Source organism: Marinoscillum sp. (genome assembly GCF_965229915.1).
Taxonomy (GTDB): domain Bacteria; phylum Bacteroidota; class Bacteroidia; order Cytophagales; family Cyclobacteriaceae; genus Marinoscillum.
The window spans coordinates 597,680-622,046 of sequence record NZ_CBDDJZ010000002.1 but is presented as its reverse complement, the minus strand read 5'-3'; the positions used below and the strand labels follow the sequence as shown (position 1 = coordinate 622,046).

Annotated in this window: 21 protein-coding genes; 14 read left to right on the top strand and 7 right to left on the bottom strand. The window is 44.3% G+C overall.

Annotated features, from left to right (window positions below; genetic code table 11):
- Window position 1: 1 nt before the first annotated feature.
- The 5 genes from ACO067_RS24680 (at window position 2) to ACO067_RS24660 (ending at window position 3,514) form a co-directional block, all read left to right on the top strand.
- Window positions 2-931: a hypothetical protein gene (locus ACO067_RS24680; RefSeq protein ID WP_421879852.1), complete on the top strand. Its 930-nt coding sequence runs from the start codon at window positions 2-4 to the stop codon at window positions 929-931.
- 41 nt (window positions 932-972) lie between these two features.
- Window positions 973-1,473, top strand: a complete 501-nt coding sequence (locus ACO067_RS24675) for an NUDIX hydrolase (protein ID WP_421879849.1) — start codon at window positions 973-975, stop codon at window positions 1,471-1,473.
- Window positions 1,470-1,955 carry a nucleoside 2-deoxyribosyltransferase gene (locus tag ACO067_RS24670; RefSeq protein WP_421879846.1) on the top strand — a complete coding sequence of 162 codons (486 nt, stop codon included), beginning with the start codon at window positions 1,470-1,472 and terminating at the stop codon, window positions 1,953-1,955. Before ACO067_RS24675 ends, ACO067_RS24670 begins: the two co-directional genes overlap by 4 nt.
- Before the next feature lie 115 nt (window positions 1,956-2,070).
- Entirely contained in the window at window positions 2,071-3,129 is a 1,059-nt protein-coding gene (locus tag ACO067_RS24665; RefSeq protein ID WP_421879844.1) for an N-acetylmuramoyl-L-alanine amidase family protein, read from the top strand.
- Window position 3,130: 1 nt separating this feature from the next.
- On the top strand, window positions 3,131-3,514 hold the full coding sequence (locus ACO067_RS24660; protein ID WP_421879841.1) for an acyl-CoA thioesterase: 384 nt from the start codon (window positions 3,131-3,133) through the stop codon (window positions 3,512-3,514).
- A 3-nt stretch (window positions 3,515-3,517) separates the two neighbouring features.
- Here the strand turns inward: ACO067_RS24660 and ACO067_RS24655 are convergent, their stop codons facing one another.
- Window positions 3,518-5,161 (bottom strand): ABC-F family ATP-binding cassette domain-containing protein, encoded by a 1,644-nt coding sequence (locus ACO067_RS24655; RefSeq protein ID WP_421879837.1) that lies wholly within the window; start codon window positions 5,159-5,161, stop codon window positions 3,518-3,520.
- A 278-nt stretch (window positions 5,162-5,439) separates the two neighbouring features.
- On the opposite strand from ACO067_RS24655, the gene ACO067_RS24650 reads away from it, so the two are divergent.
- Genes ACO067_RS24650 through ACO067_RS24640 form a run of 3 tightly spaced genes read left to right on the top strand, consistent with a single transcriptional unit; the run spans window position 5,440 to window position 10,565 of the window.
- Window positions 5,440-7,605 (top strand): methyl-accepting chemotaxis protein, encoded by a 2,166-nt coding sequence (locus ACO067_RS24650; protein ID WP_421879834.1) that lies wholly within the window; start codon window positions 5,440-5,442, stop codon window positions 7,603-7,605.
- Window positions 7,606-7,658: 53 nt separating this feature from the next.
- Complete coding sequence (locus ACO067_RS24645; protein ID WP_421879831.1) at window positions 7,659-8,147, top strand: YfiR family protein; 489 nt, start codon at window positions 7,659-7,661, stop codon at window positions 8,145-8,147.
- A gap of 21 nt (window positions 8,148-8,168) precedes the next feature.
- The gene (locus tag ACO067_RS24640; protein WP_421879828.1) at window positions 8,169-10,565 is read left to right on the top strand and encodes a TonB-dependent receptor plug domain-containing protein; all 2,397 of its coding nucleotides are present in this window, start codon (window positions 8,169-8,171) and stop codon (window positions 10,563-10,565) included.
- Between the two features lie 54 nt (window positions 10,566-10,619).
- Here the strand turns inward: ACO067_RS24640 and ACO067_RS24635 are convergent, their stop codons facing one another.
- Window positions 10,620-11,246: a deoxynucleoside kinase gene (locus ACO067_RS24635; protein ID WP_421879825.1), complete on the bottom strand. Its 627-nt coding sequence runs from the start codon at window positions 11,244-11,246 to the stop codon at window positions 10,620-10,622.
- Between the two features lie 239 nt (window positions 11,247-11,485).
- Here ACO067_RS24635 and ACO067_RS24630 point away from each other — a divergent pair, with 239 nt between their 5' ends.
- Window positions 11,486-11,821, top strand: coding sequence for a helix-turn-helix domain-containing protein (locus ACO067_RS24630; protein ID WP_421879822.1), 336 nt, complete (start codon window positions 11,486-11,488; stop codon window positions 11,819-11,821).
- Complete coding sequence (locus ACO067_RS24625; RefSeq protein WP_421879819.1) at window positions 11,815-13,119, top strand: type II toxin-antitoxin system HipA family toxin; 1,305 nt, start codon at window positions 11,815-11,817, stop codon at window positions 13,117-13,119. Before ACO067_RS24630 ends, ACO067_RS24625 begins: the two co-directional genes overlap by 7 nt.
- 426 nt (window positions 13,120-13,545) lie before the next feature.
- On the opposite strand, the gene ACO067_RS24620 is transcribed toward ACO067_RS24625, so the two are convergent.
- Window positions 13,546-14,466 (bottom strand): IS3 family transposase, encoded by a 921-nt coding sequence (locus tag ACO067_RS24620; protein WP_421878294.1) that lies wholly within the window; start codon window positions 14,464-14,466, stop codon window positions 13,546-13,548.
- Window positions 14,466-14,873, bottom strand: a complete 408-nt coding sequence (locus tag ACO067_RS24615) for a hypothetical protein (protein ID WP_421878528.1) — start codon at window positions 14,871-14,873, stop codon at window positions 14,466-14,468. The genes ACO067_RS24620 and ACO067_RS24615 overlap by 1 nt, the downstream gene beginning before the upstream one ends.
- 223 nt (window positions 14,874-15,096) lie before the next feature.
- Here ACO067_RS24615 and ACO067_RS24610 point away from each other — a divergent pair, with 223 nt between their 5' ends.
- The 3 genes from ACO067_RS24610 (at window position 15,097) to ACO067_RS24600 (ending at window position 17,253) form a co-directional block, all read left to right on the top strand.
- The gene (locus ACO067_RS24610) at window positions 15,097-15,288 is read left to right on the top strand and encodes a hypothetical protein (RefSeq protein ID WP_421879816.1); all 192 of its coding nucleotides are present in this window, start codon (window positions 15,097-15,099) and stop codon (window positions 15,286-15,288) included.
- A gap of 251 nt (window positions 15,289-15,539) precedes the next feature.
- A complete protein-coding gene (locus tag ACO067_RS24605) occupies window positions 15,540-16,754 on the top strand; it encodes an ATP-binding protein (protein ID WP_421879813.1) in 1,215 nt (404 codons plus the stop codon).
- Between the two features lie 121 nt (window positions 16,755-16,875).
- Window positions 16,876-17,253 (top strand): response regulator, encoded by a 378-nt coding sequence (locus tag ACO067_RS24600; RefSeq protein WP_421879810.1) that lies wholly within the window; start codon window positions 16,876-16,878, stop codon window positions 17,251-17,253.
- A 92-nt stretch (window positions 17,254-17,345) separates the two neighbouring features.
- Here ACO067_RS24600 and ACO067_RS24595 read toward each other — a convergent pair whose 3' ends face one another.
- From ACO067_RS24595 to ACO067_RS24585, 3 genes are read right to left on the bottom strand one after another with little or no spacing between them, the layout of a single operon-like run.
- Window positions 17,346-17,519: a PID-CTERM protein-sorting domain-containing protein gene (locus tag ACO067_RS24595; protein WP_421879807.1), complete on the bottom strand. Its 174-nt coding sequence runs from the start codon at window positions 17,517-17,519 to the stop codon at window positions 17,346-17,348.
- Window positions 17,520-17,530: 11 nt separating this feature from the next.
- Window positions 17,531-22,159: a PKD domain-containing protein gene (locus ACO067_RS24590; RefSeq protein WP_421879804.1), complete on the bottom strand. Its 4,629-nt coding sequence runs from the start codon at window positions 22,157-22,159 to the stop codon at window positions 17,531-17,533.
- A 25-nt stretch (window positions 22,160-22,184) separates the two neighbouring features.
- Complete coding sequence (locus ACO067_RS24585) at window positions 22,185-22,622, bottom strand: hypothetical protein (RefSeq protein WP_421879801.1); 438 nt, start codon at window positions 22,620-22,622, stop codon at window positions 22,185-22,187.
- A 569-nt stretch (window positions 22,623-23,191) separates the two neighbouring features.
- Between ACO067_RS24585 and ACO067_RS24580 the strand changes: the two genes are divergently transcribed.
- Window positions 23,192-24,315 (top strand): IS3 family transposase gene (locus ACO067_RS24580; RefSeq protein WP_421869815.1). Its coding sequence is split into 2 segments (ribosomal slippage): window positions 23,192-23,447 and window positions 23,447-24,315, totalling 1,125 coding nucleotides; the frame shifts between segments, so codons are not numbered across the junction.
- The last annotated feature ends 52 nt before the right edge of the window (window positions 24,316-24,367 follow it).

The following is a 24,367-nucleotide window of genomic DNA, read 5'->3' as shown; positions in this document are numbered from 1 at the left end:
CATGTTACGACTATATGTGTTCATTACACTCAGCTTATTCATCCACCTGTCTTCCAGCGCATGTGATGTGTGTGGATGCCGGCTCGGAGGTTTATCCTATGGAATTTTACCACAACACTACCAGCACATGGTGGGGCTTAAGTATAGTTACGCCCATTTTCGGGCAGAAATGGAACATAATAGCGAGTACTTCAGTGATGAGTACTCTGATGATACTTATCAGCGGATGGATCTCATTGGCCGGATCACTTTGTTGCCAAAGCTTCAGCTAAATGTACAGCTCCCATATCTTATCAATGAAATGGATGGTACACACCAAAAAGTTTCCAGCAACGGGATTGGTGATCCGGTGCTCATGATGTATTATACCCCCTTTAATACCGGCGAATCTGCCAACACATGGAGGCACTCGTTCTTACTTGGTGGTGGAGTAAAACTGCCTCTTGGGGATTTTGATAAGGAGGATGGAGGAGTCATTATCAACAGAAATTTCCAGTTGGGGTCGGGGAGTCTTGATTACTTGCTAACAGCTAATTACACGCTGAGCGTAGATGACTGGGGGTTGAATGTGGAATCATCCTATAAGATGAATGTGGCTAATTCTCAGGGATACCGATTTGGCAATCAATTCAATGTGAGTGGCTATGCCTTCTGTTATCTGGAAAGTGCTACTTTCGGGTTTCTTCCATTCGCGGGAGCCTATTTTGAGACATCAGGTCAGCACCGTGATGCAAAGGCCATTCAGGTGAATACCGGAGGAAATGCTCTTTTTGCCACGCTAGGAACTCAGATTTATTACAGGCAGTTAAATCTCATGCTAGATTATCAGCACCCGATTAGCCAAAACTACCACTCCGACGATGTAGCCACCATTACTGCTGCTAACCGTTTTTCAATCGGATTGATTTATAGCATAGGTAAGACTGATTAATTGGGCATGTTCATTGCAGATTTATTCATTTATTTGCCGAAATGAAAGAGGAGCAGGTCATCATCGTCAACGAGCAGAATCAGGTAATCGCTATTGTTCCCCGTTCGGTCATGCGAAAGGATGTTCTGTTACACCGCGCCACTTATGTGATCGTGCTGAATAGCGAAAGCGAGCTACTCATCCAAAAGCGGTCTATGCAGAAGGATGTGTATCCTGGCTATTATGATCCCACTACAGGGGGAGTAGTCAAGGCTGGAGAGTCCTATGATGAAAATGCCATCCGTGAATTGGCTGAAGAGATAGGTGTTACAGATGTTGCCCCTGATCCCTTGTTTGAGTTTCGATTTGAAGCACCAAATTGTCAAGTATGGGGGAAGGCGTTCGTCATTCACTATGATGGCCCGATCACCATGGTGGATGGAGAAGTAGATGAATATGTATTCATTCCTCTCAAGGACCTGGAAGGGTTCATAGCTAAGCAGGACGTAATGCCAGATGGAGTGTATGTGATCAGACGATTTATTAACGAGCATTTGAAATGAATAAAAGGCTATATATCGCATCTCCTTTTGGGTTTTCCGAAGCTGGCAGGGACTACCTGTACGGAACGGTGATCCCAGTCATTACCAGGCTTGGTTACCAGATTCTGGACCCGTGGAAGCTGACATCTGATGAACTGATCCGTGAAGTGAACGCCTTGCCCTACGGACCAGAAAAGCGTGATCGGTGGCGTGAAATCAACTTGGTCATTGGAGCCAACAATGCCCAGGCCATTCGCGAAAGTGACGGAGTATTTGCCATATTGGATGGTGTGGATGTGGATAGCGGAACTGCTTCTGAGATTGGGTTTGCTGCTGCACTAGGAAAGCCCGTGGTTGGGTATCGGGGTGATTTCAGACTTTCCGCAGATAATGAAGGTGGTAAAGTGAACATTCAGGTGCAGTACTTTATCGAGATGCATGGAGGGAAACTGGTGGAAGAACTCTCTAATGTGCCCAAGGCTTTGCAGGCTGTTTTTGGTTAGTATTTAATGAATGGTGAATAGTAATTGGTTGGTTATTGATTAGTGAATAAACCATCCACAAACTTCCAAGTTTCCAAGCTATTTCTATTTTTGTGCAGCTAATGATGCTTGCACTTTGATACGAAAACTCTTCCCACTCATTTGCTGGATTTTGACTCATGTGAGTCTTGCACAGAATGACCATAAGGAAGTCATGGCTGTGCAGGGTGATGGCATCTATTCGCTGCTGCGCAACAGTGGTTTAGACCCAAAGAAATATCTGGTTCCGTTTATTGAGTTGAACAAGGAGAATCTAAGTTCAGAAAATGGATTGTTCATCGGACGTATATACAAACTACCTAATGCCAACGAGAAAGTAGAAAAGGCTGATGAGGAAGTGGTGGTGCCTGATAGTATCGATGTACGCACCGTCAAAGCCACCGAGGTGCTTGAAAAACGTCATTACGATATTTTTGGGAAGGATTACAACACCGTACTGGTGGAAAGCCGCCAGTTGGAGGGAGCCGTTTTTTACCTCATCTCGGGACATGGAGGCCCAGACCCCGGAGCTGTAGAGCACTACAATGGCACACTGATTACTGAAGATGAATATGCCTATGATGTTACGTTGCGATTAGCCAGGAAACTCATCTCTAATGGAGCTCTGGTGTATCTGATCACACGAGATGCCAATGATGGTATTCGTGATGAGTCCATCCTGCCGGTGGACCATGATGAGCGCACCTATCCGGACCGAAAGATCCCGAGAAGTCAGGTGCAGCGTCTCAGGCAGCGTGTGACAGCTGCTAATGAGCTTTACGACAAGTACAGCTACAAACCGTACCAGCGGATCATTGAAACACACGTAGATAGCCGATCGAAAGGAGAGAATATCGATGTGTTCTTTTACTATCATGAAAATAGCAAGTATGGTAAGCGACTAGCTGACAACCTGCAAAATACGTTCAAAGAAAAATATGCTCGGTATCAGCCCAATCGGAAGTACTATGGAACCATTGAGCCTCGGAGCAGCTTGTATTCACTGAAATACTCCAAAGCCCCAGCGGTCTATGTGGAGATTGGTAACTTGAAAAATTCGCGTGATCAGCGCCGAATACTCGACTGGGAAAACAGAGATGCCATTGCCAAGTGGATAGCAGATGGGGTGATTAAAGACTACAAAGAAGGAAAGTGATATGAAGTTTTATAGCAGAAAATGGATCAAACCAGAAGACCTTAATCCCAATGGAAGTTTATTCGGAGGTCAGCTACTGAGCTGGATCGATGAGGAGGCAGCGATTTTTGCCATGTGTCAGTTGGGCAATAACAAGCATATTGTGACGAAGTTCATTTCTGAGATAGACTTTAAGAGTTCTGCCAAAACGGGTGATATCATAGAGATGGGGATGGAAGTGGTCAAGTTCGGCACCACGTCACTGACACTGAAGTGTCTCGTACGTAACAAAGTCACCAAAGAAGAAATCATCACCATTGATCAAATCGTCTTTGTGAACCTGAATGCTGAAGGTAAAGCCATACCTCACGGTGTGCGCGAGGTGGTCAATGATTTGCCTCAGTAAAGTTTAAGCTTTCTGAGTGCGTTCGATATCACGAAGGTTCTCCATTCTCTTGTTGCGGAGGAATCCGTTGATGTCTTCGAAGTGTTCTTTCACGCGTTTGTTACCGAATTCAAACACTTTATTGGCCAGCCCATCTAGGAAATCCCTGTCATGAGAAACCAGGATGAGCGTTCCGTCAAATGCTTTTAGTGCATCTTTCAGGATGTCTTTGGTTTTGATGTCCAGATGGTTTGTTGGCTCATCGAGGATGAGGAGGTTCACTGGCTGGAGTAGGAGCTTGATCATGGCTAGACGTGTTCTCTCGCCTCCAGAGAGTACCTTCACCTTTTTGTCGATGGTGTCTCCGCTAAACATGAATGCTCCAAGAATGTCTTTGATCTTGGTGCGAATATCGCCTTGAGCAATTTCATCTATCGTCTGAAAGATGGTCAGGGATTCATCCAATAGGGCGGCCTGGTTTTGGGCGAAGTAGCCAATCATGCAGTTGTGGCCTAGCTGCATTTTGCCTTCGTGCTCTATCTCACCCATGATCGCTTTGACCATGGTGGATTTACCTTCACCATTCTTACCAACAAAAGCCACTTTCTCACCACGGTTGATGGTCATGGAGGCATTTTGAAAGACGACATGATCGCCGTAAGACTTGCTCAGATCTTCAATGGTAACTGGGTAGTTACCAGAACGCGGAGCAGGAGGGAACTTCAAATTCAAGGCAGAGGTATCCACTTCATCCACTTCAACGATCTTCATTTTATCCAGCATCTTCACTCGTGACTGGACTTGTAAGGTCTTGGAGTAGGTACCTTTGAAACGTTCGATGAACTCCTTGATGTCAGCAATTTCCTTTTGCTGGTCGTCAAACTGCTTTTGTTGCTGCTCTCGACGTTCTTTTCTCAGCTCCAGGTAATGAGAGTAGTTCGTTTTGTAGTCATAGATTTTCCCGTTCGTCAACTCGATAGTTCTATTGGTCAGATTATCGACAAATGTTTTGTCGTGACTAATGACCATTACGGCTTTGGCGCTGTTCTTTAAAAAGTCCTCCAGCCATTGCACTGACTCGATATCCAGGTGGTTGGTAGGCTCATCCAGTAGGATCAGGTCTGGCTTTTTCAATAAGATCTTAGCCAGTTCGATCCGCATTCTCCAGCCACCACTGAAGTCTTTGGCCGGTTTAGTGAAGTCAGTTCGGACAAATCCCAGTCCGAGAAGTGTTTGCTCGACAGCTTGATCGAAGTTGGAATCCTCGATGCTGTAGTATTTTTCACTGATTTCGGATACTTGCTCGATGATTTTGGCGTATTCATCTGATTCATAATCGGTTCGAGTTTCCAATTGTTTGTTGAGATCATCCAGTTGTGTTTTCATGGAGAGAATCTCCTCGAAAGCTTTGGAGGCTTCTTCGAATACATTGCAGGTATCCTCTAGCAGTAGGTGCTGCGGTAGGTAAGCGATTACGGCATCCTTAGGGGCTGAGATCTTTCCATAAGTGGGTTTGTCCTTACCAGCAATGATTTTGAGCAAGGTGGATTTTCCTGCTCCATTCTTCCCCATGAGGGCTATTTTGTCATCGGGATTGATATTGAACTGCACATTGCTAAAAAGGGTGTGGCCACTAAACTCAACACCTACGGAATCTACTGAGATCATAATCGTAATAAATAAGCCGCGAAGTTAGTGTGAAGTCTTGTGATTTGCAGGATGACTGGAAAACAAAACCTGCGCAATAGAATCTAAAGAATTTCTGAGCTATCCATGAAAATCTCTTGAAGACCCCATAAAACCCGCATATTATGAAATAGGCTGAGACCATACTTAATCCCTTTCAGATGGGTTAAATACCCATTGACGACTTTTGGTTGGTTTTATAGGTGCTGGTTGACAGACCTTTGTGTCGTCCTGACAGACAAACATCGCTAACTGAAACCATGACAAAAAAGACCACCAAATCTAATCAGCGACGCCTAGCTAATCTATCTATTGGTAGAAAAATCAGCGGCAGTTTTTTAATCCTGATTCTGATATCCTCACTCAGTGGTATCTATACCTATTTCACGCTAAGTGAAAGTATAGGCACCCTCACTAACCTGCTGGATGGTACCAACCCAGCCTTACGGAAATTTGACGAATTCAAAGAGCTTGTGAAAGATAGCAGAACCTACACCATCAACTGGGTGTATGTCAAAAACTATCAGGATGATAAAATCCGACTGGAAGAAATTCACCGCTCTCGTTTTGATAGTTTGAAGGCAGATCTTCAAGCCATTATTGCCAGTACTTCTAATGGCGAGCTTGACGAGTTGAAGGTAATTATCAATGACTTTGAGCAAGTGATGCAGAGCCAGCAAGAGGTGATGCAGTACTTGTCCACCGCTCAGGATTACGAAGACCCAATGGTTTTCTTTATGAGTGAGGACCTAGTGGAAAACACCGTGATTCCTGGCAGTGATCAGATCATCGACAAACTGTCGGTGATCATTGAGCAGGGAAAGAATTATGCTGCCATGCAGCAAAATCAGATGCGCTCTTCCTTTAACACACTGAGTGCTTCTGTGATCGTGACGGGCCTGATAGCTATCGTATTTGCCATCATGATTTCCTGGGGACTGTCCATCAATATCACCAAACCTCTTCGCAAGGTGCATTATCGAATCCTGGAAATGGGAAGAGGAGTGATCCCGCAGCCTGTACAGATGCGCAATAGAGATGAACTTGGTGAAATTGGTGACGGGATCAATTCACTGATTGCTGGATTTAAGTCTTCTTCTGAGTTTGCCAGAGAAATTGGTAATGGAAATCTCAATGTGGCATTTGAAGCACGTGGGGAGGAAGATGTTCTTGGGCACTCACTGATCTCTATGCGAGACAATCTAACCAGTGCTTTGAATGAAATCAACGAAGTAGTTCGTCTGGCAGGCGAGGAAGGTCAGCTTGATGCGAGATATAACCTCAAGTCTGCTGAAGGTGCCTGGACGGAACTTGGTAAACGAATCAATAACCTGCTGGAAGCCATTGCCAAGCCAATCCTTCAGATCAGTGGAGTAATGCAGTCATTAGCCGAAGGAGATCTATCCAGAAGGCTTTCTGAGGATTTGAAAGGAGATTATTACACTTCCGTATCCAGTCTCAATCGAGCGATGGATAACGTAAGCTTGCTGATAGAGCAAATCTCAGTGAACGCCGTGAGTTTGGAAGAACATTCCTCACAGATGCTGAGCTCTAGTGAAGAAATGAAATTGAGTACCACGGAGATTGCCTCTGCTGTGGCTCAGATGAGCAGCGGTGCACAAAACCAGGTGATCAAAGTAGATGAGGCTTCCAAGTTTGTGGAATCCATCCTAACATCGACTAAAGAGATGGGTGTAAAAGCTGAGACGATCAACGAAGCAGCCAAGTCAGGTGTAGACCGTAGTGTGAAGGGGCAGAGCATGGTGACTAATGTAGTGACCAGCATGGGTGAAATTTCCGAATACTCATCTAAAACGAACAATTCCATTCGCGTATTAACCGAGCGCTCATCAGAGATCACTCGTATCCTGAGTGTCATTACCGATATCGCCTCACAGACCAATTTGCTGGCACTCAATGCAGCTATCGAAGCGGCACAGGCTGGAGAGTTTGGTCGAGGGTTTGCCGTAGTGGCCGAAGAAATCCGAAAGCTTGCTGAGGACTCCAGAAAATCTGCTCAGGAGATAGAGACGCTGGTGCTGGACGTGCAGAATGATACCCGTGAAGCGGCGAGTATTATTAATCAGATGAGCAAAAGTGTGCATGACGGAGAGCAGGCATCTAACGCCGCAAACCAGGTATTCGGGGAAATAGCAGAAAGCACCCGAAAGACCCTGCAGCTGTCAGAAGAAATTGTGAGAGCTACTGAAGATCAGGAGCTCAGTGTGCAAAACATTGCCAAGAATACAGAGAGCATCGTGGTGATAGCTGAACAAACGGCTAGTGGCACCGAGGAGGCTGCCAGTTCTGCATCCGAACTATCTAATGGGATGATCACCTTCAACGATAGTTTGCAACAGCTTGCCGATATGGCTTATTCACTGAAGAGTGGTACAGGAAAGTTTCTATTGGCTAAGAATAACTAAGCCGGGCATTGCATCGGCACCTAACACATTACAGAACAGATATCAATCAAATAATGAGAAAACAACTATTCGTTTTGATGACCCTGGCGTGCCTGGTGGTTAGTCCACTGATGGCGCAGGAGGGAAAATTTAAGGCCCTGTTTCTGGTCAAATTTTCAGAGTATGTGGAGTGGCCAGGAGGCAATTCCAGCATGATACTGGGAGTAGCCGGAGATGCAGAAGTATTGCAAGCTGCTCAGGAGTATGCCATCAAAAAAGAGGGGCTACAGGTAAAGAAAATTACATCACCTGCAGATGCTAAGTCTTGCAGCATCGTTTTCTTGTCCAAATCCGAACTGGGATCGCTGGGCAACTATATCAGCACCATTGGTCAGTCCAGCACCTTGCTGGTCATAGATGGCAAAGACAAGGTTAGACAGGGAGCAGATATTGGATTTTATCTGGAAGACAACAAGCTGAGATACCTAATTAACAAATCAACTATTGAATCAAAAAAGATGATACCGAGTTCGAGGCTAATCTCGCTGGGTACAGTCATCTAATCATCATCAACTATCATACTTATGAAATCAATTTTACGATTCACATTGTACCTGGCGATCCTTTCAGGAGTGTCAGTGGTGTATGCACAGGAATCTGGAGCGGATCTGATGGATCTTTCGTTGGAAGACCTGATGCAAATGGAAGTAACCTCTGTTTCGAAGAAGGCAGAGCGGTTACAGGATGTGGCTTCATCGATCTATGTGGTCACGTCAGATGATATTCGCAAATCAGGAGCAACTACTCTGCATGAGGTACTGCGGTTGGTCCCTGGTTACTGGGGCGTTCAGGATCAGTATTCCAATGTTAGAGCATCTGTTCGCCACTCACCTACATCCAACTCCATCGACGGAACCATGCTGTTCTTATTGGATGGTACACCGATGCAGGATCTGATGAGTTCTACTTTTTACTTCCAGAATTTTGACATCCCATTGAGCGAGATTGATCGAATCGAGCTAATCAGAGGATCAGGAGGGAGTATCTATGGTGCCAACTCAGCAACAGGCGTGATCAACATCTTTACCAAAGACCCTGAAAAATACGACGGTATCACAGCAGAAGCCAGTGGAGCTGCTCCGGGGTATGTAGCCACTTCATTAAGAGCAGGAGGTAAGATTTCGGAGAAGGTGGCTTTGTCCGGATACGGTAAATTCAGATATTTCTCTGGCTTTGAGTCCATGGCCGGAAAAGACGAGGATGGCAACTCCACAGTTGAGACTTCTGATTTTGTGGAGAACTTCGACGAGTCCATTTACTACAGCTTTGGAGCTAAAATGAATGTAGACTTGAGTGGTGCATCCAACCTATCTGCCAGACTTCACTACAATGCCCGCAATCAATACGAGTACACCAATTCCTATCAGAGAGATTTTGTTTTTACCAGAGATGATCAGCTCTATGGTCAGGAGGTGTCTGCATCTCGCATAGTGGCCAATTTGCGGTTTGACCATTCGTTTTCAGACAACCACAGTTTGTTTGTTCGGGCTTCTACCAATTTTGAGAACGACCTCTATGAGGCAGCAGGAGGGATGATGATCAACAATGGGATCATCGATCTGGAAGTGCAGGATAACTTTTCTTTTGGTATCAATGATCTGAGTTTTGGGTTCAACTACCGTATGGCCAATTTTGATATTACTGACATCAACGATCCAGAGTACATCAACTATGTGAACCCGGAAACCACTGAGAGCTTAAAGGGCGCCTTTGTGCAGAACAAATTCAAATTCATGGATTCCAAGCTCAACCTGATCTTAGGATTGAAAGCCGAAAACTATTCCCTGGTCAATGACAAGTATTACCTGTCGCCAATGGCTAAAGTGTCAGCGGTGGTGAGCGAAGATTTGACTATTTGGGGTGGATTTACCCGATCTTATACTACGCCCGGATTCAATACCACCAACGTAGATTGGTTCTTGTTCCAGACCCCGACAGCTGCGGAGTGGAATGCTGCACTTACCCCACAGGTGACACCACTAGTGGAGCAAGCGGTGTATGACCAGGCTTATCAGAGTGCGATTGAGGCAGGTGCGGATGATGCCACTGCTAGTCAGGCTGCTGCCAATTATGTGGCGTCTACGGAAGGACAGGCGGTTATTGCAGGAGGAGTACAAAACGAGATTCAAAATGTGATCGATGGTACGCCTAATATTGCTGTGAAAAACGGTTCGGAGACAGTTCCAACCGATTTTAGAACGCTGGAATTGGGAGTGAAATTCACTCTTAATGACATGGTTCAGGTAAACAGTACGGTATTCAGAACCCAGATAGTAGATGGGTTATCTGAGAATCCTGGTGGACCAATCCGCCAAAATGAGGAATCCACTACACAGCCAGGTAGATATGCGAACTACTACCTGTACGGCAACTATGTGCAAGGATATAGTGTAGGTTCGGAAACTTCCGTGCGTGTCAACCCAGTGTCTGGACTTCAGCTAGAGGTTTCACACTCATGGTTGAAAACAGAGTGGGAATATCAGGAAAATGATGACTTTGATGTGAGTAGTATTACTTCTGACCCAACTCCGAAACCTTCGGTGATGCCCAACCATGTGTTCAGGTTTAAAGGCAACTACGATTTGGCTTCAGGGTTTACGATTTCTGGTAGTGTGATTTACGCATCCAAGTTCAAGACCAGTGAGTACTATGTGTATGGCACTGAGCGCTATGTGAATATCGTGGAAAATGAGGTCTTTCAAAACAGAGATGGTGCTACTATAGTGGCGGCCAATGACTCAAGAACCATTGTCAACCTAAGGGTGGAAAAACGTCTGCTTGATAACCAACTGGTGATCTCTGCTTTTGGTAATGATGTGACGAATAGTGGGATGGTAGCCGGTACCAGAAGATTACAAAATGTGACCTTAAGTCAAATAGGTGCTATGTATGGCATGGGTATTCAGTACCGATTCAAATAAACTTTAATTCAAGTTGATTAGTTGGAGCCTCATCATACTTATGGTGGGGCTTTTTTATTTGGGGGAACTGAAGAGTCCATGGATCTCCGCATCAATTCGCTCAATGATAAACGAGAAATCTTCAGCACGATTCACAAAGTCCAGGTCATTCACATCGATGACCAGGAGGTTGCCTTCACTGTAATTACCGATCCATTCGGTGTAGTGCTCGTTTAGGTTTTTCAGGTAGTCCAGGCGCATACCGCTCTCATAATCCCTACCTCGTTTCTGTATTTGATTGACGAGCTTGGGGATGTCCGATTTGAGGTAAATGAGTAGGTCAGGAGCTTTAATGTGTTTGATCATGGAGTCAAACAAGTCGAGATAGGTCTGGTAATCGCGCTCATTGAGCATTTTGGACTTGTAGAGGTTCAATGCGAAGATGTAGGCATCTTCGTAGATGGTGCGGTCCTGAATAGCGGACATTTTTTGGTCCTGAATGGTACGGATCTGGGAGAACCTGCTATTGAGAAAATGTATCTGCAGGTGGAAGGCCCACTTACCCATATCTTCATAGAAATCAGCAAGATAAGGGTTGTTTTCTACACTTTCGAAGAGCACATTCATCCCATAATGTTTTCCGAGCTTCTCTGCCAGGCTTGTCTTTCCCGACCCAATATTTCCACAAATTGCCATGTACATGGCGCAAAAATAGAAGAGCTGGTTTAGCTACGGGTCTGATTGAAGAAAAAAGATTTTGAGCATGACATGATTTCATTGGTTTATATGCTTACTCTGTTTGACTATAAATATTGACTGGTAAATCATTCTTTAAAGTCTTTTGCTGGTTATTATGTATGATAATTAATACATTTAGTTATTAACTATAACATGTATGGTAAATCATACGTTATATTACTTATAATCATATAATGACTGATATGTCAAACAATTTAAATGCAATGACCGATAGAGCGCTATGTGAGTTGATAGGTGGTTTTGTGAGGAATCAACGATTGGAGAATAACATGACACAATCGGAAGTCGCTATGAAGTCTGGCATTAGCAGGTCCACGTTGAGCCTTTTGGAAAAAGGGGATCCGGTGACTCTACCCACGCTGATACAGGTATTGAGAGTGCTAGACCTACTTCATGTTTTGGATCGTTTTGTGATCAATCAAATGCCTAGTCCGTTAGAGTTGGCCAAACTGGACAAGAAAAAACGAAAGCGAGCTAGTGGAAAGCATGGGGAGGAAAATGAGCAAATCACATGGTAACTACGGCATTCATACATCTATGGGGAGATTTGGTAGGCGCGGTGGCCTGGGATAGCAATCAAGGACTGGGGAGCTTTGAATACGATCCAGCGTTTGCTCGGAATGGAGTAGAGCTGGCTCCACTGAAGATGCCAATAACGCGAGGTAAAAAAATATTCTCCTTTCCTGAGCTTCGATCGTCTAAGGATAGCGAATGGGATACGTTTAAAGGGCTACCAGGGCTCCTGGCAGATGCATTGCCTGATAAGTATGGAAATCAGCTCTTGAATACCTGGCTGGCAAAAAATGGACGGCCAGCGAACAGTATGAATCCAGTAGAGCAGTTATGCTTTATTGGTACTCGAGCAATGGGTGCTTTGGAGTTTGAACCCTCTACTTTGACTGCTGGCAAGTCTACTTTCAAGATAGAAGTAGATGGTCTGGTCCACATGGCCAGAAAAATGCTTCACGAAAGGGAGACTTTTCGAACCGATCTCTCTAAAGAGGAGGAAAAAGCGATGCAGCACATACTGAAAATCGGGACCTCAGCAGGAGGAGCCAGACCGAAGGCTTTGATTGCATTCAATGAAAAAACGGGAGATGTAAGATCTGGTCAAACTCGTGTACCAAAAGGATATGAACACTGGCTAATTAAACTCGATGGAGTTAGTGATGCCCAATTTGGTGAAAGTCATGGCTATGGGCGCGTAGAACAGGCCTATTACCTGATGGCAAAAGACTGTGGGATCAACATGATGCCCTCACGAATGCTGGAAGAGAATGGACGTGCACATTTTCTTACCAGACGTTTTGACAGGGAAGGAAACGATGTGCGACATCACATTCAGACCTGGTGTGCTATGAGCCACGTCGATTTTAATGAAGTGACCAGCTTTAGTTACGAGCAGTTGTTTCAGACCATGCGCGAGTTGAGATTAACCTATCCGGAGGCGGAGGAGATGTTTCGTCGGATGGTCTTTAATGTTATCGCTAAAAACTGTGATGATCATACCAAGAACTTTGCCTTTCGACTGAAGCGACATGAGCGATGGGAACTCTGTCCAGCCTATGATGTATGTCATGCTTATCGACCAGATAGCTATTGGGTAAGTCAACATGCGTTAAGCATCAATGGCAAACGAAAAAATATTGAAAAACATGATTTGCTGACCCTGGCGAAATCCATGAATATAAAAAAAGCCCCTGCTATTACCGAGAAGATAAATGAAGTAGTCAGCAAATGGCCTGAATATGCCGAGGAGGTACGGTTACCAGCTACGAAACGTGATGCCATCAAGGATACGTTGCATTTGTTTTGATTCCTCCAAGATCGAATATTCCAACCCTCCCTAAAATCGTGACTTAAATCAACAAAAGCCCCTCCACTATTAAGGTAGGGGTTTGAGAAAACTAACCGTCATTCCACGGAAGATTCTCAGTTATGAGAATCTTACCGGGGAATCTATGAGAAAATAGGCATTTCTCTCGATGAAACAGATTCCCTTTGGATTTCTCCATAATCTCTAAAAGGTCTTGAGCATCATAGCAGTTCAGTGAGTGACGTATGTATTAAATAAAACCCTACTATAGAACAATGGCTCAGTTTCCTTCGTTCTCTCTGCGGTTATTCTTCTTCCAACCCTCCCTAAAATTGTGACGTCAAAGTAATTTATTACTATGTGACCCGTCCTAAAATAAGTTTACAAGTTAAAAGATACGTCCTATTATTTATTTACAATTTTTGGTTAATCCGATTCTAGGTTTACAGTTGTTGAATTCGGATAATAATTCTTCCATATTCTGGATACTTTCAAAGAATCCGAATTATGTACCTGAGAAGGTTTCTTATTTGAAATACTCATGTGAGGCCTCTGCTCATTATACAGCCGTACAACTTCTTCAAGTAGCTGTTGTGCTTCTTTCAAATTGTTAACCTCATAGCACTCGAGGTATTCATTTTTAATAATACCATTTACACGTTCAGCAACAGCATTTTCCAAAGGGTCACTGTTTTCGGTCATGCTGATCTGAATAACATTATCCTGCAATAGCTTTACATACTCACTACTGCAATATTGTATTCCTCTGTCAGAGTGATGGATAAGGTTTTCTGCAGGATTCTTTAGCGATGTTATAGCCATTTCAAGAGCCTTAATGGAGGCAATAGCTTCTAATGTTTCTGAGACAGAATAACCCACTATTTTATGGGAATACGCATCTGTAATAAAGCTGATGTATAAATATCCATTAAGCATTTTCCAATAGGTGATGTCGCTGACCCACAATTGATTAGAAGATGTTGGAACAAACTCCTTTATCAGGTTTGGATATTTTTTCAACCAATGAGATGAGTTTGTAGTATAAACCCTTCTTTTTCTTTTTTTGACTAGCAAATTATTGTCAGCTAAAAGATTAAAAAGAGCATCTCTACCCATTTTTATTTGATGATCAAGCATGAACGGATCAAGTAATTCATACAATTTTCTAGTACCCATACGTGGATGGCTTTGACGAATATTTTTCACTTCATTAATAATCAAATGATGTTCAAACGTTGTTTCTTCAACATTCCAGTAATGTTGGTAATATGATTGTCTGGTAATACCAAATAATAGGCATAAACGTCCCAGGGCAACTCGTTGATGCCTTTCCTTTAAGGTGGTTATTACTTGGTATCGGACTTTTTTCGAATAGGTATTTTTAGCTCTTTTTCAGCAATGTCAATCATCAACTCATAGCCCTCTACTTTGAGCTGAGCTACTTCCAATTGCTTCTCTAGTTCCTTGATCTTCTTTTGAAGCTCTACCGGGTCTTTATCGTTTTCTGGTTTATCCAATATTGTAAACTGCTGTCGAGGTGAAGATACCAACTTCGTTTGTTTTAACTTAGGATCTCCCTGGATATAACCTAGTTTCCGCATCCAATTGAGGAGCTGACCGTGCTCTTCTGTCTGTCCAGTATATTTTTTCCAAAGCTCAATTTTGGAATAGCAGCCTGACAGATACTCCTTGATCATCTCTTCACGTTCAGCCCAGCTAATCGAGCCACCTGTCCTAATATTAGTTTTGTCCATTTTTTAGTTTACATTTTGTGTAAACTCATTTCAGGACAAGTCACAAGCTATTTAGTCTAGTCCCTCCCTTGGGAATGGAGGGAAGATGGATTTTAGCTAAGTATTTCACTCAGTTTTCTCCTATTCTCTGCGGTTAACTAATCAAGCTCTGTGGTTAGGCAGCGGGTCAAATCAAACATACACCCAGCCTTTATGTTGTATTTAAAGACTAAAGACAAATACTATGGACATCAAACAAGAACTCGAAAACCGTGTAAAATCTTTGGAAGAGCTCATCGAACGCAAGGGGATTGGATCGAAACAGCTGGATAAAGCACGACGAACTCAGCGTTACCTCAACATCACGGTTATTGGCATCAGCCTGGCTGCTGTAGTAGGCATCGCTGCCTGGTTAAGTTCAGGTGAAGACGATTGATTGGTCCGGTCTGTGATGACCGATATCCTACTGTAGGTTTGCAATGATCATGCAGTAGGAGATCGTACTATTATTTCAGCTATCACCAAACGGCAGCACACTGACGGGAAATTTTTAGACTCCAATTGCAGATACTGGTCGATAATAACTGAGCGTTGCGTTAAGTGTAGCTGTAATTTCCTAACTTGATCTTCAGCTATTGAAATGACCAGGAAGGTTCAATTTTTTGTAGGATATATACCGAATACGCTATGATGCGATTAAATGAACCGATTAAAAATGCTTCTATCTACATAGTTCTATGTGGACTCTATATCCTATTTTCAGACAAATTAGTGCAAGTCCTTGTTGGGGACTCGGATCGTATCACGCTGATCCAGAGTGCGAAAGGACTCGTCTTTGTAGCCATGAGTGGTTGGCTAATCTATACATTAACGAGGCGATCAGTCAACCGTTTTGAACGCAACGCCAGACGGTATGAGCTGATTTTTGAGTCAATGCCTCTGCCATGTGTCATACTGGACTTTAAAGACCTCACATACCTGCACGTCAACCGGGTTACGCTGCTCACCACCGGTTATACCATGGAGGATTACCTGCATAGCACTCCTCTCAAGTTTGCGGTAAACGTGAGCGCTGAGGAGCTAACAGAAGTAAAGCACAACCTGGATGACAGTGGCTATGTGGAACTCCAGATGAATTTGCGACGAGCCAACGGTCAAATCATGCGGCAGCAACTGTTTTGTCAGCTGATGAACTATATGGGTAAAAAAGCCATCTGTGTGGTGGCGCTGGATCTGACGCTGGCCAGTGGACTGGAGCAGGAAGTCATGGAGCGAATGGTAGCCGGGATAGACAGTGAGCGCCAGATGATCTCTGGTGAGATTCACGATAGCATCAAACAGTACTTTGCCTTGATTCATAGCTTCTCCAAGACATTGGTGGACAACCCGACGGATATGCGTTATCTGGAGAAAATCAGGGACATGGCCGAAAGTGGAATGCTGGAGAGCCGCAAGCTCTCGCACCGCATCATGCCCATGACAGAGCAATCGGACTTTGACCTGGAAGAGTCCCTGAGCTACCTGGTAGAGAATTTTAACATGGCCGATGGCATTCACTATTCAATGGCCTATGAGACCACTGTTCAGTTTGATTACACCAAGGCGATCAATATTTACCGGATTGTACAGGAATCACTCAACAACATCGAAAAGCACTCTGGAGCATCGGAGGCCCATATTCATGTCGGAGAGGTGGACGGAAAGATCAAACTGCACATAAGCGATAATGGAAAAGGCTTTGACATCCGGGAGAAAGGCTGGGATCACAAAAGTCTGGGCATGTCCATGATCCGCACGCGGTGCAACATCCTGGATGCCAGCTATAGCATCAATAGTGAAGTAAACAAAGGCACCGCTATCGATGTGTGGATGCCAATTCCTCTGGAGGAGGCCATTTCATGAGCCAAGGTATCTAGCGAAACTCGCCTCAGGGCATCATAAGGATTAATCTATGCTGAGGTGTCTACCATTAATGAACTCCGACTTTTCCTGACTATCTTAGGCATTACACCACTTAATACGAATGAATCCATTGACCTGTATTGCCATAGATGATGATGTGTTGTTTCTAAAAAGCCTACAGGCTTATCTGAGTAAGATAGCCTTGATAGACCTAAAGCAGACGTTTACTAACCCGGTGCAAGGTGCCAAGGGCATCCTGCAGATCAAACCCGACCTAATTTTTACCGACTATGAGATGCCTCTGGTGGACGGGGACTACCTGATCGACTGGATCAAGCCGAACATCGATCGAATGGACAAGCGGCCCGTGATCATCCTGGTGTCTGCGGTAGACCGACCTCCCCAGACACTGCTGGATAATGTCGACTGGTTTATTCGGAAACGCGAGGTAAGGGATGCTGCAAGTCTGGAAAACCAACTAAGGACATTGATCAAATAGTGTTCGTTCCTTCCCTTAGTTGTATTCCGACAATTATCAACTCACCTTTCGCATCAAGAAACGAGAATCTCCAATCAATTCATGGAGATAGCTCATTTTCTATAGTGATCTCGAATCTTCTTGATACCAAACACGCCACCAGCGGCCAGCAATAAGGAAAGTCCTCCATCAATAGGTGTTGCCGGTGGTGCTCCTTGAGCAAAACCTGGTATCATGATGAATGCGATTAACGCAATTGATCCAAAATATTTAGTCTGTATTTTCATCTTTAGTGCGTTTAGTTGATTACTTTTTTGATGATCAAGCCCTCTGGGGTTTGCACTCTTACAACAAGCAGACCTTTATGTCTTACTGGGGTGCTCCATTGACCGGATGATAGATTGATGTTTTCGTGGTGCCCAATTTGTTGTCCACCAATAGTGAATATTTCAATGTCTGCATGACCAGCAAAGGAGTTTGATTGGATGTTTACCCGGTTATTTCCGGCATAAATGGTTAAATCAGTTTGTGGAGCCGATGCACTTAATATTCGTGATTTGGTTAGCAGCAATTGAAACCGTCTATTGAAATCAGAGGAACTCGACTCAAAAGAGTATTGATGCGTTCCAAGCTCAACCTGCTTAGATAACGTATTGTCTATCAAGTAGGTGTAATATCCATCTAACGATGCTTCTGTCACTTCCAGATCGAAGGTAGCACCCTCGTCACAGTCAAATCCCAAATCAATCAGGTATTCATCCATTCCAGGAGGTAAGCCCTGGATGGCATAAGGCAAGTCTCCAATGAGTGAGTAAAGTTGCAGGTGACTATTGCCTTTCACTTTATAGGCGTCATAAAGTCTATCCACTCCATATGTGGCATCACTTCTAAAACCAATGAGTATGTCATTGGAATAGCCATTTCCACTGATAGCTAGCCGAAGGACGTCCTTATTCTGTGTGTGTTGTCTGAAATAGCCTAGATCTGAGTTATTTCCGGTTGAGGTCATGTCACTGTTAAATACCAGTGTGCCGGCATTATTGGCTTTGACAATAAATCCCTGAGTGGACCTGATGTAGCCATCCCAGTCGGTGGACCTGGAACTCCCACCACTTGCGGCTCCCATACTATTGGCAGTGATGTAGTCGCTATTGTCTCTTTGGTTGCTATCAGAACCGCCATCATCCCATAGGTAGATTGTTCCATCTATGTCCTCATTCTCTGCCATCAGGTCATCATAGCTTATAGCCGCACTGTACGGATTGGATACCAAATTGAAACCCGCATTCGAACCTTCGGCTGCACTGTAGATCAACGATTGATTGATGGAACCAGTATTGGGTTCTCCTGTGAACGTGATGTCCCCGGAAAAAGCAGAAAAGTAGGCATCTCCAGGCTGCATGGTCTCCGCGTCAGTTACCTCAACAAACCTCGAATTTCCATTAGCTCCATAGGCTATGGTCTCGTCATATTCGTAGATGGTTGCACCAAGAACATTGGTGGATGCTGAAGTTACTGGTGAGCCGATAACGCTGTATTTACCGGTAGCATTATCAAATGTAGTGGATCGATGAATCTGGTGGAAGGAACCAGTAGCCGACCCTAACAAGATCAAAGAAGAACCAGAAGCTACGTCTACATAACCTGTGTTTGCGGAGAGGTTTCCATTCACCTGGAAACTGCTGCCATTGTTCACCGAAACAATCACCCCATCATTGATGGTCGCATCAAATACCTCAAGGGAAGAGATGGCTTCTGTTTGAAAATCAAAATTACCCGAGAACACCACATTGTCAGTGGAAGTAGGTCCCGTGCCATTACTCCAATCACTTCCGTCCCAGGTGATGGTATTGGTCAGAATCGTGAAGGTTCGCTCGTATTCGTTATTAGATTCATCTTTTTCTGTGATGGTATTATCTTCATCCAATAGAAGGCGAAGCGTATGCTCACCTGGGCTTAAATTGTAACTTGAGATGTCGATATTTGTCACCCAGTAATAGTATCCGGCTAATTGTCCACCGGCAGAATTGGAATTGTAGACTTCCATGTCATCAACTAATATGCGTCGTTTGAATACTGTGGACGGAACGTCAATATCACCAAAGTTGGAATAAGCGTAGGAAATGAGCACGTCATCCCCATAGGAGATGTCTTCGTCATCTGTGGCGTCAGTGTTGGTATGAACCACTACTTTATCCTCCCAACTGGATGGGTTATACGGAGCCAGGTCGGGTAAATCCGCGTCTGGGACGACCGTGATGAATCTTTCGGACGTTTTGGTACTTACATTTCCTTCACTGTCTTCTATGGTGAGACTAACATCCCAGGCGCCATTTCCGGCAAACGAAACGGACGGGTTTTGATCGGAAGAGGTGGAGGGAGTTCCATTTTCGAATGTCCAGGACCAGGATACAGGATCTCCGAGTGACACATCTGTAAAAGTCACTTCTTCAGCATCAGCTACTTGGGTGCTGGAAACCGTGAAGTTTGCTCTGGGACCGGTCACGGTTGAAAAACCCGAACTAGTGAATAATCCTCTACCGAATGTAGCCGCTACCACCTCATCATCCGACTCACGGTATTGCAACATATCTATCCTAACATTGGCTAAGCCTTCGTTGGATGGATCCCAGGCGGGAGAGGAGGCGGTAATATCCTCGGTTCTCCATAATCCTAACTCCGTAGCAACAATCACCTCATCGTAATTATTCGGATTATATAAGGCCCATCGGATGGGCATGTCCGGAAGATCTCCTTCTTTTTCAGCCCATGTTGATCCACCATTTTGTGTTTCCCATAGACTCGAAACTCCATAGTTGGAGAATACAACCAATAAGTGATCTTCATCGCTTCCTACCTCAACACAAATAATGGTACCCGAAGGAAAACTCGATCCTGTAATGTTGGAGGAGCTCGGTGACCCGTCAGCATCGGTAACCTTAAACAAAGATCCACTCTCTGTACCCACAAAAAGCGTTGTGCTGGTGGTGGTATATGGTGAAACACGAATGGCCGTAGCATCTCCTCCCAGAGAGACCGAAAAATCACTTCTAGAAGGGCTTCCTGACCGAATATTCAGGAACCGACCGATCGATGACGAATTAGTTGAGGTGTAGAGGATGCCTTGATTATCGTCATAGTCAGCCACATTGATAAACAGTCCGGTTGATTGATCGGAAACGAAGGAACTGAAGCTTTGACCTCCATTGGTGGAGAGGTAGTAGGAGTTGTACACATAGGATGAAATTTGATAGTCTTGATCGGTCTGATCAATGAAGCAAAAAGCTCCGTCTCCTCCGCTTCCTTCATAGGTATCTGCCATACCCGACTTGGTAAACACCTGTGTGCCATTATCCTGGGCTCCGGCCAGCATCTGATCTGATCCTGCTTCAGGATTAATGGCCGTTGCATAAAACTGCGTGACGTTGTAGTTTTTGTTTCTAGAGTCAATAGTGGGGACAGTCTGATCCATATCACTGCTGAGGTAAACCCCGCCATCGTTCCCAAAGATGACATCTGTGGATGATCCTGGTTTGAAAGCTATCTGATGCTGATCGGCGTGAACGAGCGAGACATCCAGGGACGACATATTGTTATTGTTGGACCATTTGGACAAGTGATCCCAGTTAGCTCCCGAATCATCACTGATAAACAGGCTTATACCGCCCACAATGACGCGTGTGGCATCACTGGGATCAACCGCCATGATCAGGTCATACCATGCCTGCCCTCTGGTAAAGTCTGTATCTGGTATGCCGGTATCTACATCGGCTGGCTCTGATATTGCGCTCCAGTTGGCGCCTCCATCTGATGTGGCAACCATTTCATGAGCAATGCCATCATTTTCTATTACCGCGTACACCACATCTTCATCACTAGGAGCACAAGCCAACTCTACACGTCCACGGCCATTGGTAATACCGGAAGACTCATAGGAAGTGGTCCAGGTGGTGCCATTGTCAGAATACAATATCCTTCCACCGCCTCGGTCTGTGTTGCTGTATGGGGTTCGTCTGGTTCCAACCCAGATTCTGTTATCCGCTCCAATCTCAATATCCGCAGGAACAAAGCTCACGGAGTTGTCAGGTGGAATTACTGGAAGTACAGAAGACCAGGTGGTTCCTCCATCTGTGGAGCGCCGTAGACCTGCATCTGCAGAATTGTGCCAGGCCCCTTCATAATAATTGCCATCTACGGCAGCATAAATAACCGACGAGCCACTTTCATCTCGAACAACCAGGTCATTCACATAATAGTAGTCTTCCGTACTGGACAATTGACTCCATGTGCTTCCGCCATCTGTACTCTTCCAGATACCAGCTCCTCGCGAAGATCCTGCTCCCCATCCTTCACCAGTTCCTACATAGAAGATGTCAGAGTCATTGGGGTCATAAGCGATAGAGGTAATGGCGATATTCGCCCAAAAATCATCCACATTGATCCAGGGTGAGTACTTATCGTAAATATCTTCATTGTACCAAAGACCTCCAGTTACACCGCCAGCCCAAACTTTCGTTTCGGATACATCATTTGGATCCCACATGAGTGCTCTTGTTCTACCCCCAACATTATTGGGGCCACGCTCAATCCAGGGGTAATCCACCGAGCCGGTTCGTTGCTGTGCCTGTTTGGCAAAGTGATCACGGATTGCCCGTCTACCTGCTATCAACTTCTCCGGAGTAGGGTGCTTCGTTGCAGGGTTCATGGTGCGCAGGAAGTCCTGTCGCCACGCCAAATCCGGACGATCTCTTTTCGATAGCTTACTCCAATCAATGTGTCGATTGTTGTTGGGGTGGTAATGGTGAGATTCCAGGTATTGCTGATAGTCGTCTTTATCAGCAATAGGAGAGTTTGTGTAGATTAATGCAGAAACAGAAGCGGTGATAGCCACTCCGGATAGCATGATAAGTTTACGCCAAGATGTCATATTGTTAGGTTAGTTAAGTGCTTTATTATGGATAAGATACGGTTTCAGTTTGTTGGAAATGATCTATGGATAGTTGGATTGTTTTTTCGTCGGATTCAAGTGTTAAGACCGCTGATTGGGGGTTGCTTTCCCTAAGTAGGGGTCGCCTGCGATTGGGTGGAATGGTTTCATCCAGGTTGTTACCATTTTCACTACCACGAACCACCAAATCCCCGTTTTCCAAATCCGTAGAAAATGGAACTTCCTTTTCATCGATGATCAGTTTGGTAATGGTCCACTTTTCCTGCTGGTCAATGGCTAATTGAATGACATAGTTGGTGCCACCTACACCAGGTACACCACCCACCCAGTTGTGCCAACTAGCAGTCTTCACTGAAACTGTTTGAGAAGTGGATGGGGAGTTTTTACATGCCAGGGTTGTTAACAACACCAGGCATATCGGAAGTAACTGAATATTCTTCAAAAGAAGCCTTTATAGTTGAATCATTCCTTCGTGCCTTCACAACGAAGCGGATGACTAAAGGTACCATTTTTTAAACCCAAATTATGCATTGAAGCATAATTTGCCCTCCGGGTCTGATGAAGCAAGCTTTTCAGACTGTGACTGAAGCGTCATCAGCTGACGAAAGCTTTGGCTTTGTCAGGGTTACCCTGACAAATAATTCTGTATTCCAGAATTATTTCGTCAATATTCAATAGAATATTTTCTATACATCCCCTAAATATTCTATTGAATAATCCGGGTTAAACAAACCGACCCATACCGAATTGGAGGTATTTCTGTGGTTGATCCTGAGGATGGTAGATCACGAGTTAGGGGAAGTGGGGTTGGTGGAGGAGGGAGCGGAGAGTGTTCGACTCTTAAAAGGGAAGTAACCCGGCGTTGATCTGATGAAATGTGGTTTTGGTAGATGGTACCAACTGATAATTCATTCTTTTTTTGCAATTGAGATATCAGAACACCTACTGTAAGCTTCCCTAAAAATAGGACTGTTTGAAAGGCGACAAAAATTGTACATTTAAACAGTCAAGATGAAAAAGCGAAGAATATCAGAGGCGCAGATAGTCAAAGCGCTCAAGGAACATGAATCAGGCAGAGATCAAGAGAGCATCTGCCGTGAATATGGCATCCATAAGTCTACCCTCTATAACTGGAAAAAGAAATACGGAGGTATGGAAGCCAATGAGTTAAAGAAACTCAAGGAGTTGGAAGAGGAAAACAGACGCTTGAAACAGATGTTTGCCGACTTAAGTTTGGACCATCAAATACTGAAAGACGTACTGTCGGGAAAGATCTAAAGCCCTGCATTAAAAGGGAGAAGGCTGACATCATCAGAGAACGTTTTACTGTTGGTGTTGGCAGGGCTTGTAGGATACTGAGCCTATCCAAATCAATGTATTATTATCAGAGCAGAAAGGATGATCATGAGGTGATTGATGTCCTTAATCGATTAGCTGACAAACACCCTACAGAAGGGTTTTGGCAGCTGTTCGACAGGCTTAGGAAACAAGGTCACCCCTGGAATCACAAACGTGTATATCGAGTCTATAAATCGATCGGAATGAACTTGAAGCGAAAGCGTAAAAGAAGGCTTCCAGCGAGAGTTAAGCAACCATTGGAAGTTCCTGCATCACCTAACCATACATGGTCAGCAGATTTCGTTTCCGATAGCTTGATTACTGGACGGAAGTTTAGAGCTTTTAATCTCATTGATGATTTTAACCGTGAAATACTGGCCATTGAAATCGATACTTCTTTACCTGCTGAAAGGATCATTAGAGTCCTTGAAAAGACTATTTTCTGGAGAGGTAAACCACAACGAATCCGAACAGATAATGGCCCTGAGTTCATTTCCAACACACTGAAGAATTGGTGTCAGGAAAAGCATATTGAATTAGCTTATATCCAGCCTGGAAAACCGATGCAGAACAGCTATATAGAAAGGTTTAATGGAACTTACAGAAGAGATATACTGGATGCTTATTTATTTGATTCACTTGAATCGGTAAGGAAGAAGACCAGTGAATTTGCTGAAGACTATAACCTAGTCAGAGGGCATGATTCCCTGAGCAAACTATCTCCCGTTCAGTATCTGAAATACCAAACTAAGAATGAAAACTACCAGAATGAATTTTGTAAATATTTAGAGAATTAGTCTATTTGATCCCAGTCCTAATAATGGGGAGGTTACACTACTTATTAAAATG

Excerpts from the sequence above, each read along its gene's own strand:
- ACO067_RS24595 (WP_421879807.1), bottom strand. The coding sequence starts at position 17,519 with ATGAAAATACAGACTAAATATTTTGGATCAATTGCGTTAATCGCATTC.
- ACO067_RS24605 (WP_421879813.1), top strand. The coding sequence starts at position 15,540 with ATGATGCGATTAAATGAACCGATTAAAAATGCTTCTATCTACATAGTT.
- ACO067_RS24590 (WP_421879804.1), bottom strand. The coding sequence starts at position 22,159 with ATGACATCTTGGCGTAAACTTATCATGCTATCCGGAGTGGCTATCACC.
- ACO067_RS24675 (WP_421879849.1), top strand. The coding sequence starts at position 973 with ATGAAAGAGGAGCAGGTCATCATCGTCAACGAGCAGAATCAGGTAATC.
- ACO067_RS24680 (WP_421879852.1), top strand. The coding sequence starts at position 2 with ATGTTACGACTATATGTGTTCATTACACTCAGCTTATTCATCCACCTG.
- ACO067_RS24645 (WP_421879831.1), top strand. The coding sequence starts at position 7,659 with ATGAGAAAACAACTATTCGTTTTGATGACCCTGGCGTGCCTGGTGGTT.
- ACO067_RS24670 (WP_421879846.1), top strand. The coding sequence starts at position 1,470 with ATGAATAAAAGGCTATATATCGCATCTCCTTTTGGGTTTTCCGAAGCT.
- ACO067_RS24640 (WP_421879828.1), top strand. The coding sequence starts at position 8,169 with ATGAAATCAATTTTACGATTCACATTGTACCTGGCGATCCTTTCAGGA.
- ACO067_RS24615 (WP_421878528.1), bottom strand. The coding sequence starts at position 14,873 with ATGGACAAAACTAATATTAGGACAGGTGGCTCGATTAGCTGGGCTGAA.
- ACO067_RS24650 (WP_421879834.1), top strand. The coding sequence starts at position 5,440 with ATGACAAAAAAGACCACCAAATCTAATCAGCGACGCCTAGCTAATCTA.
- ACO067_RS24625 (WP_421879819.1), top strand. The coding sequence starts at position 11,815 with ATGGTAACTACGGCATTCATACATCTATGGGGAGATTTGGTAGGCGCG.
- ACO067_RS24655 (WP_421879837.1), bottom strand. The coding sequence starts at position 5,161 with ATGATCTCAGTAGATTCCGTAGGTGTTGAGTTTAGTGGCCACACCCTT.
- ACO067_RS24610 (WP_421879816.1), top strand. The coding sequence starts at position 15,097 with ATGGACATCAAACAAGAACTCGAAAACCGTGTAAAATCTTTGGAAGAG.
- ACO067_RS24630 (WP_421879822.1), top strand. The coding sequence starts at position 11,486 with ATGTCAAACAATTTAAATGCAATGACCGATAGAGCGCTATGTGAGTTG.
- ACO067_RS24660 (WP_421879841.1), top strand. The coding sequence starts at position 3,131 with ATGAAGTTTTATAGCAGAAAATGGATCAAACCAGAAGACCTTAATCCC.
- ACO067_RS24600 (WP_421879810.1), top strand. The coding sequence starts at position 16,876 with ATGAATCCATTGACCTGTATTGCCATAGATGATGATGTGTTGTTTCTA.
- ACO067_RS24635 (WP_421879825.1), bottom strand. The coding sequence starts at position 11,246 with ATGTACATGGCAATTTGTGGAAATATTGGGTCGGGAAAGACAAGCCTG.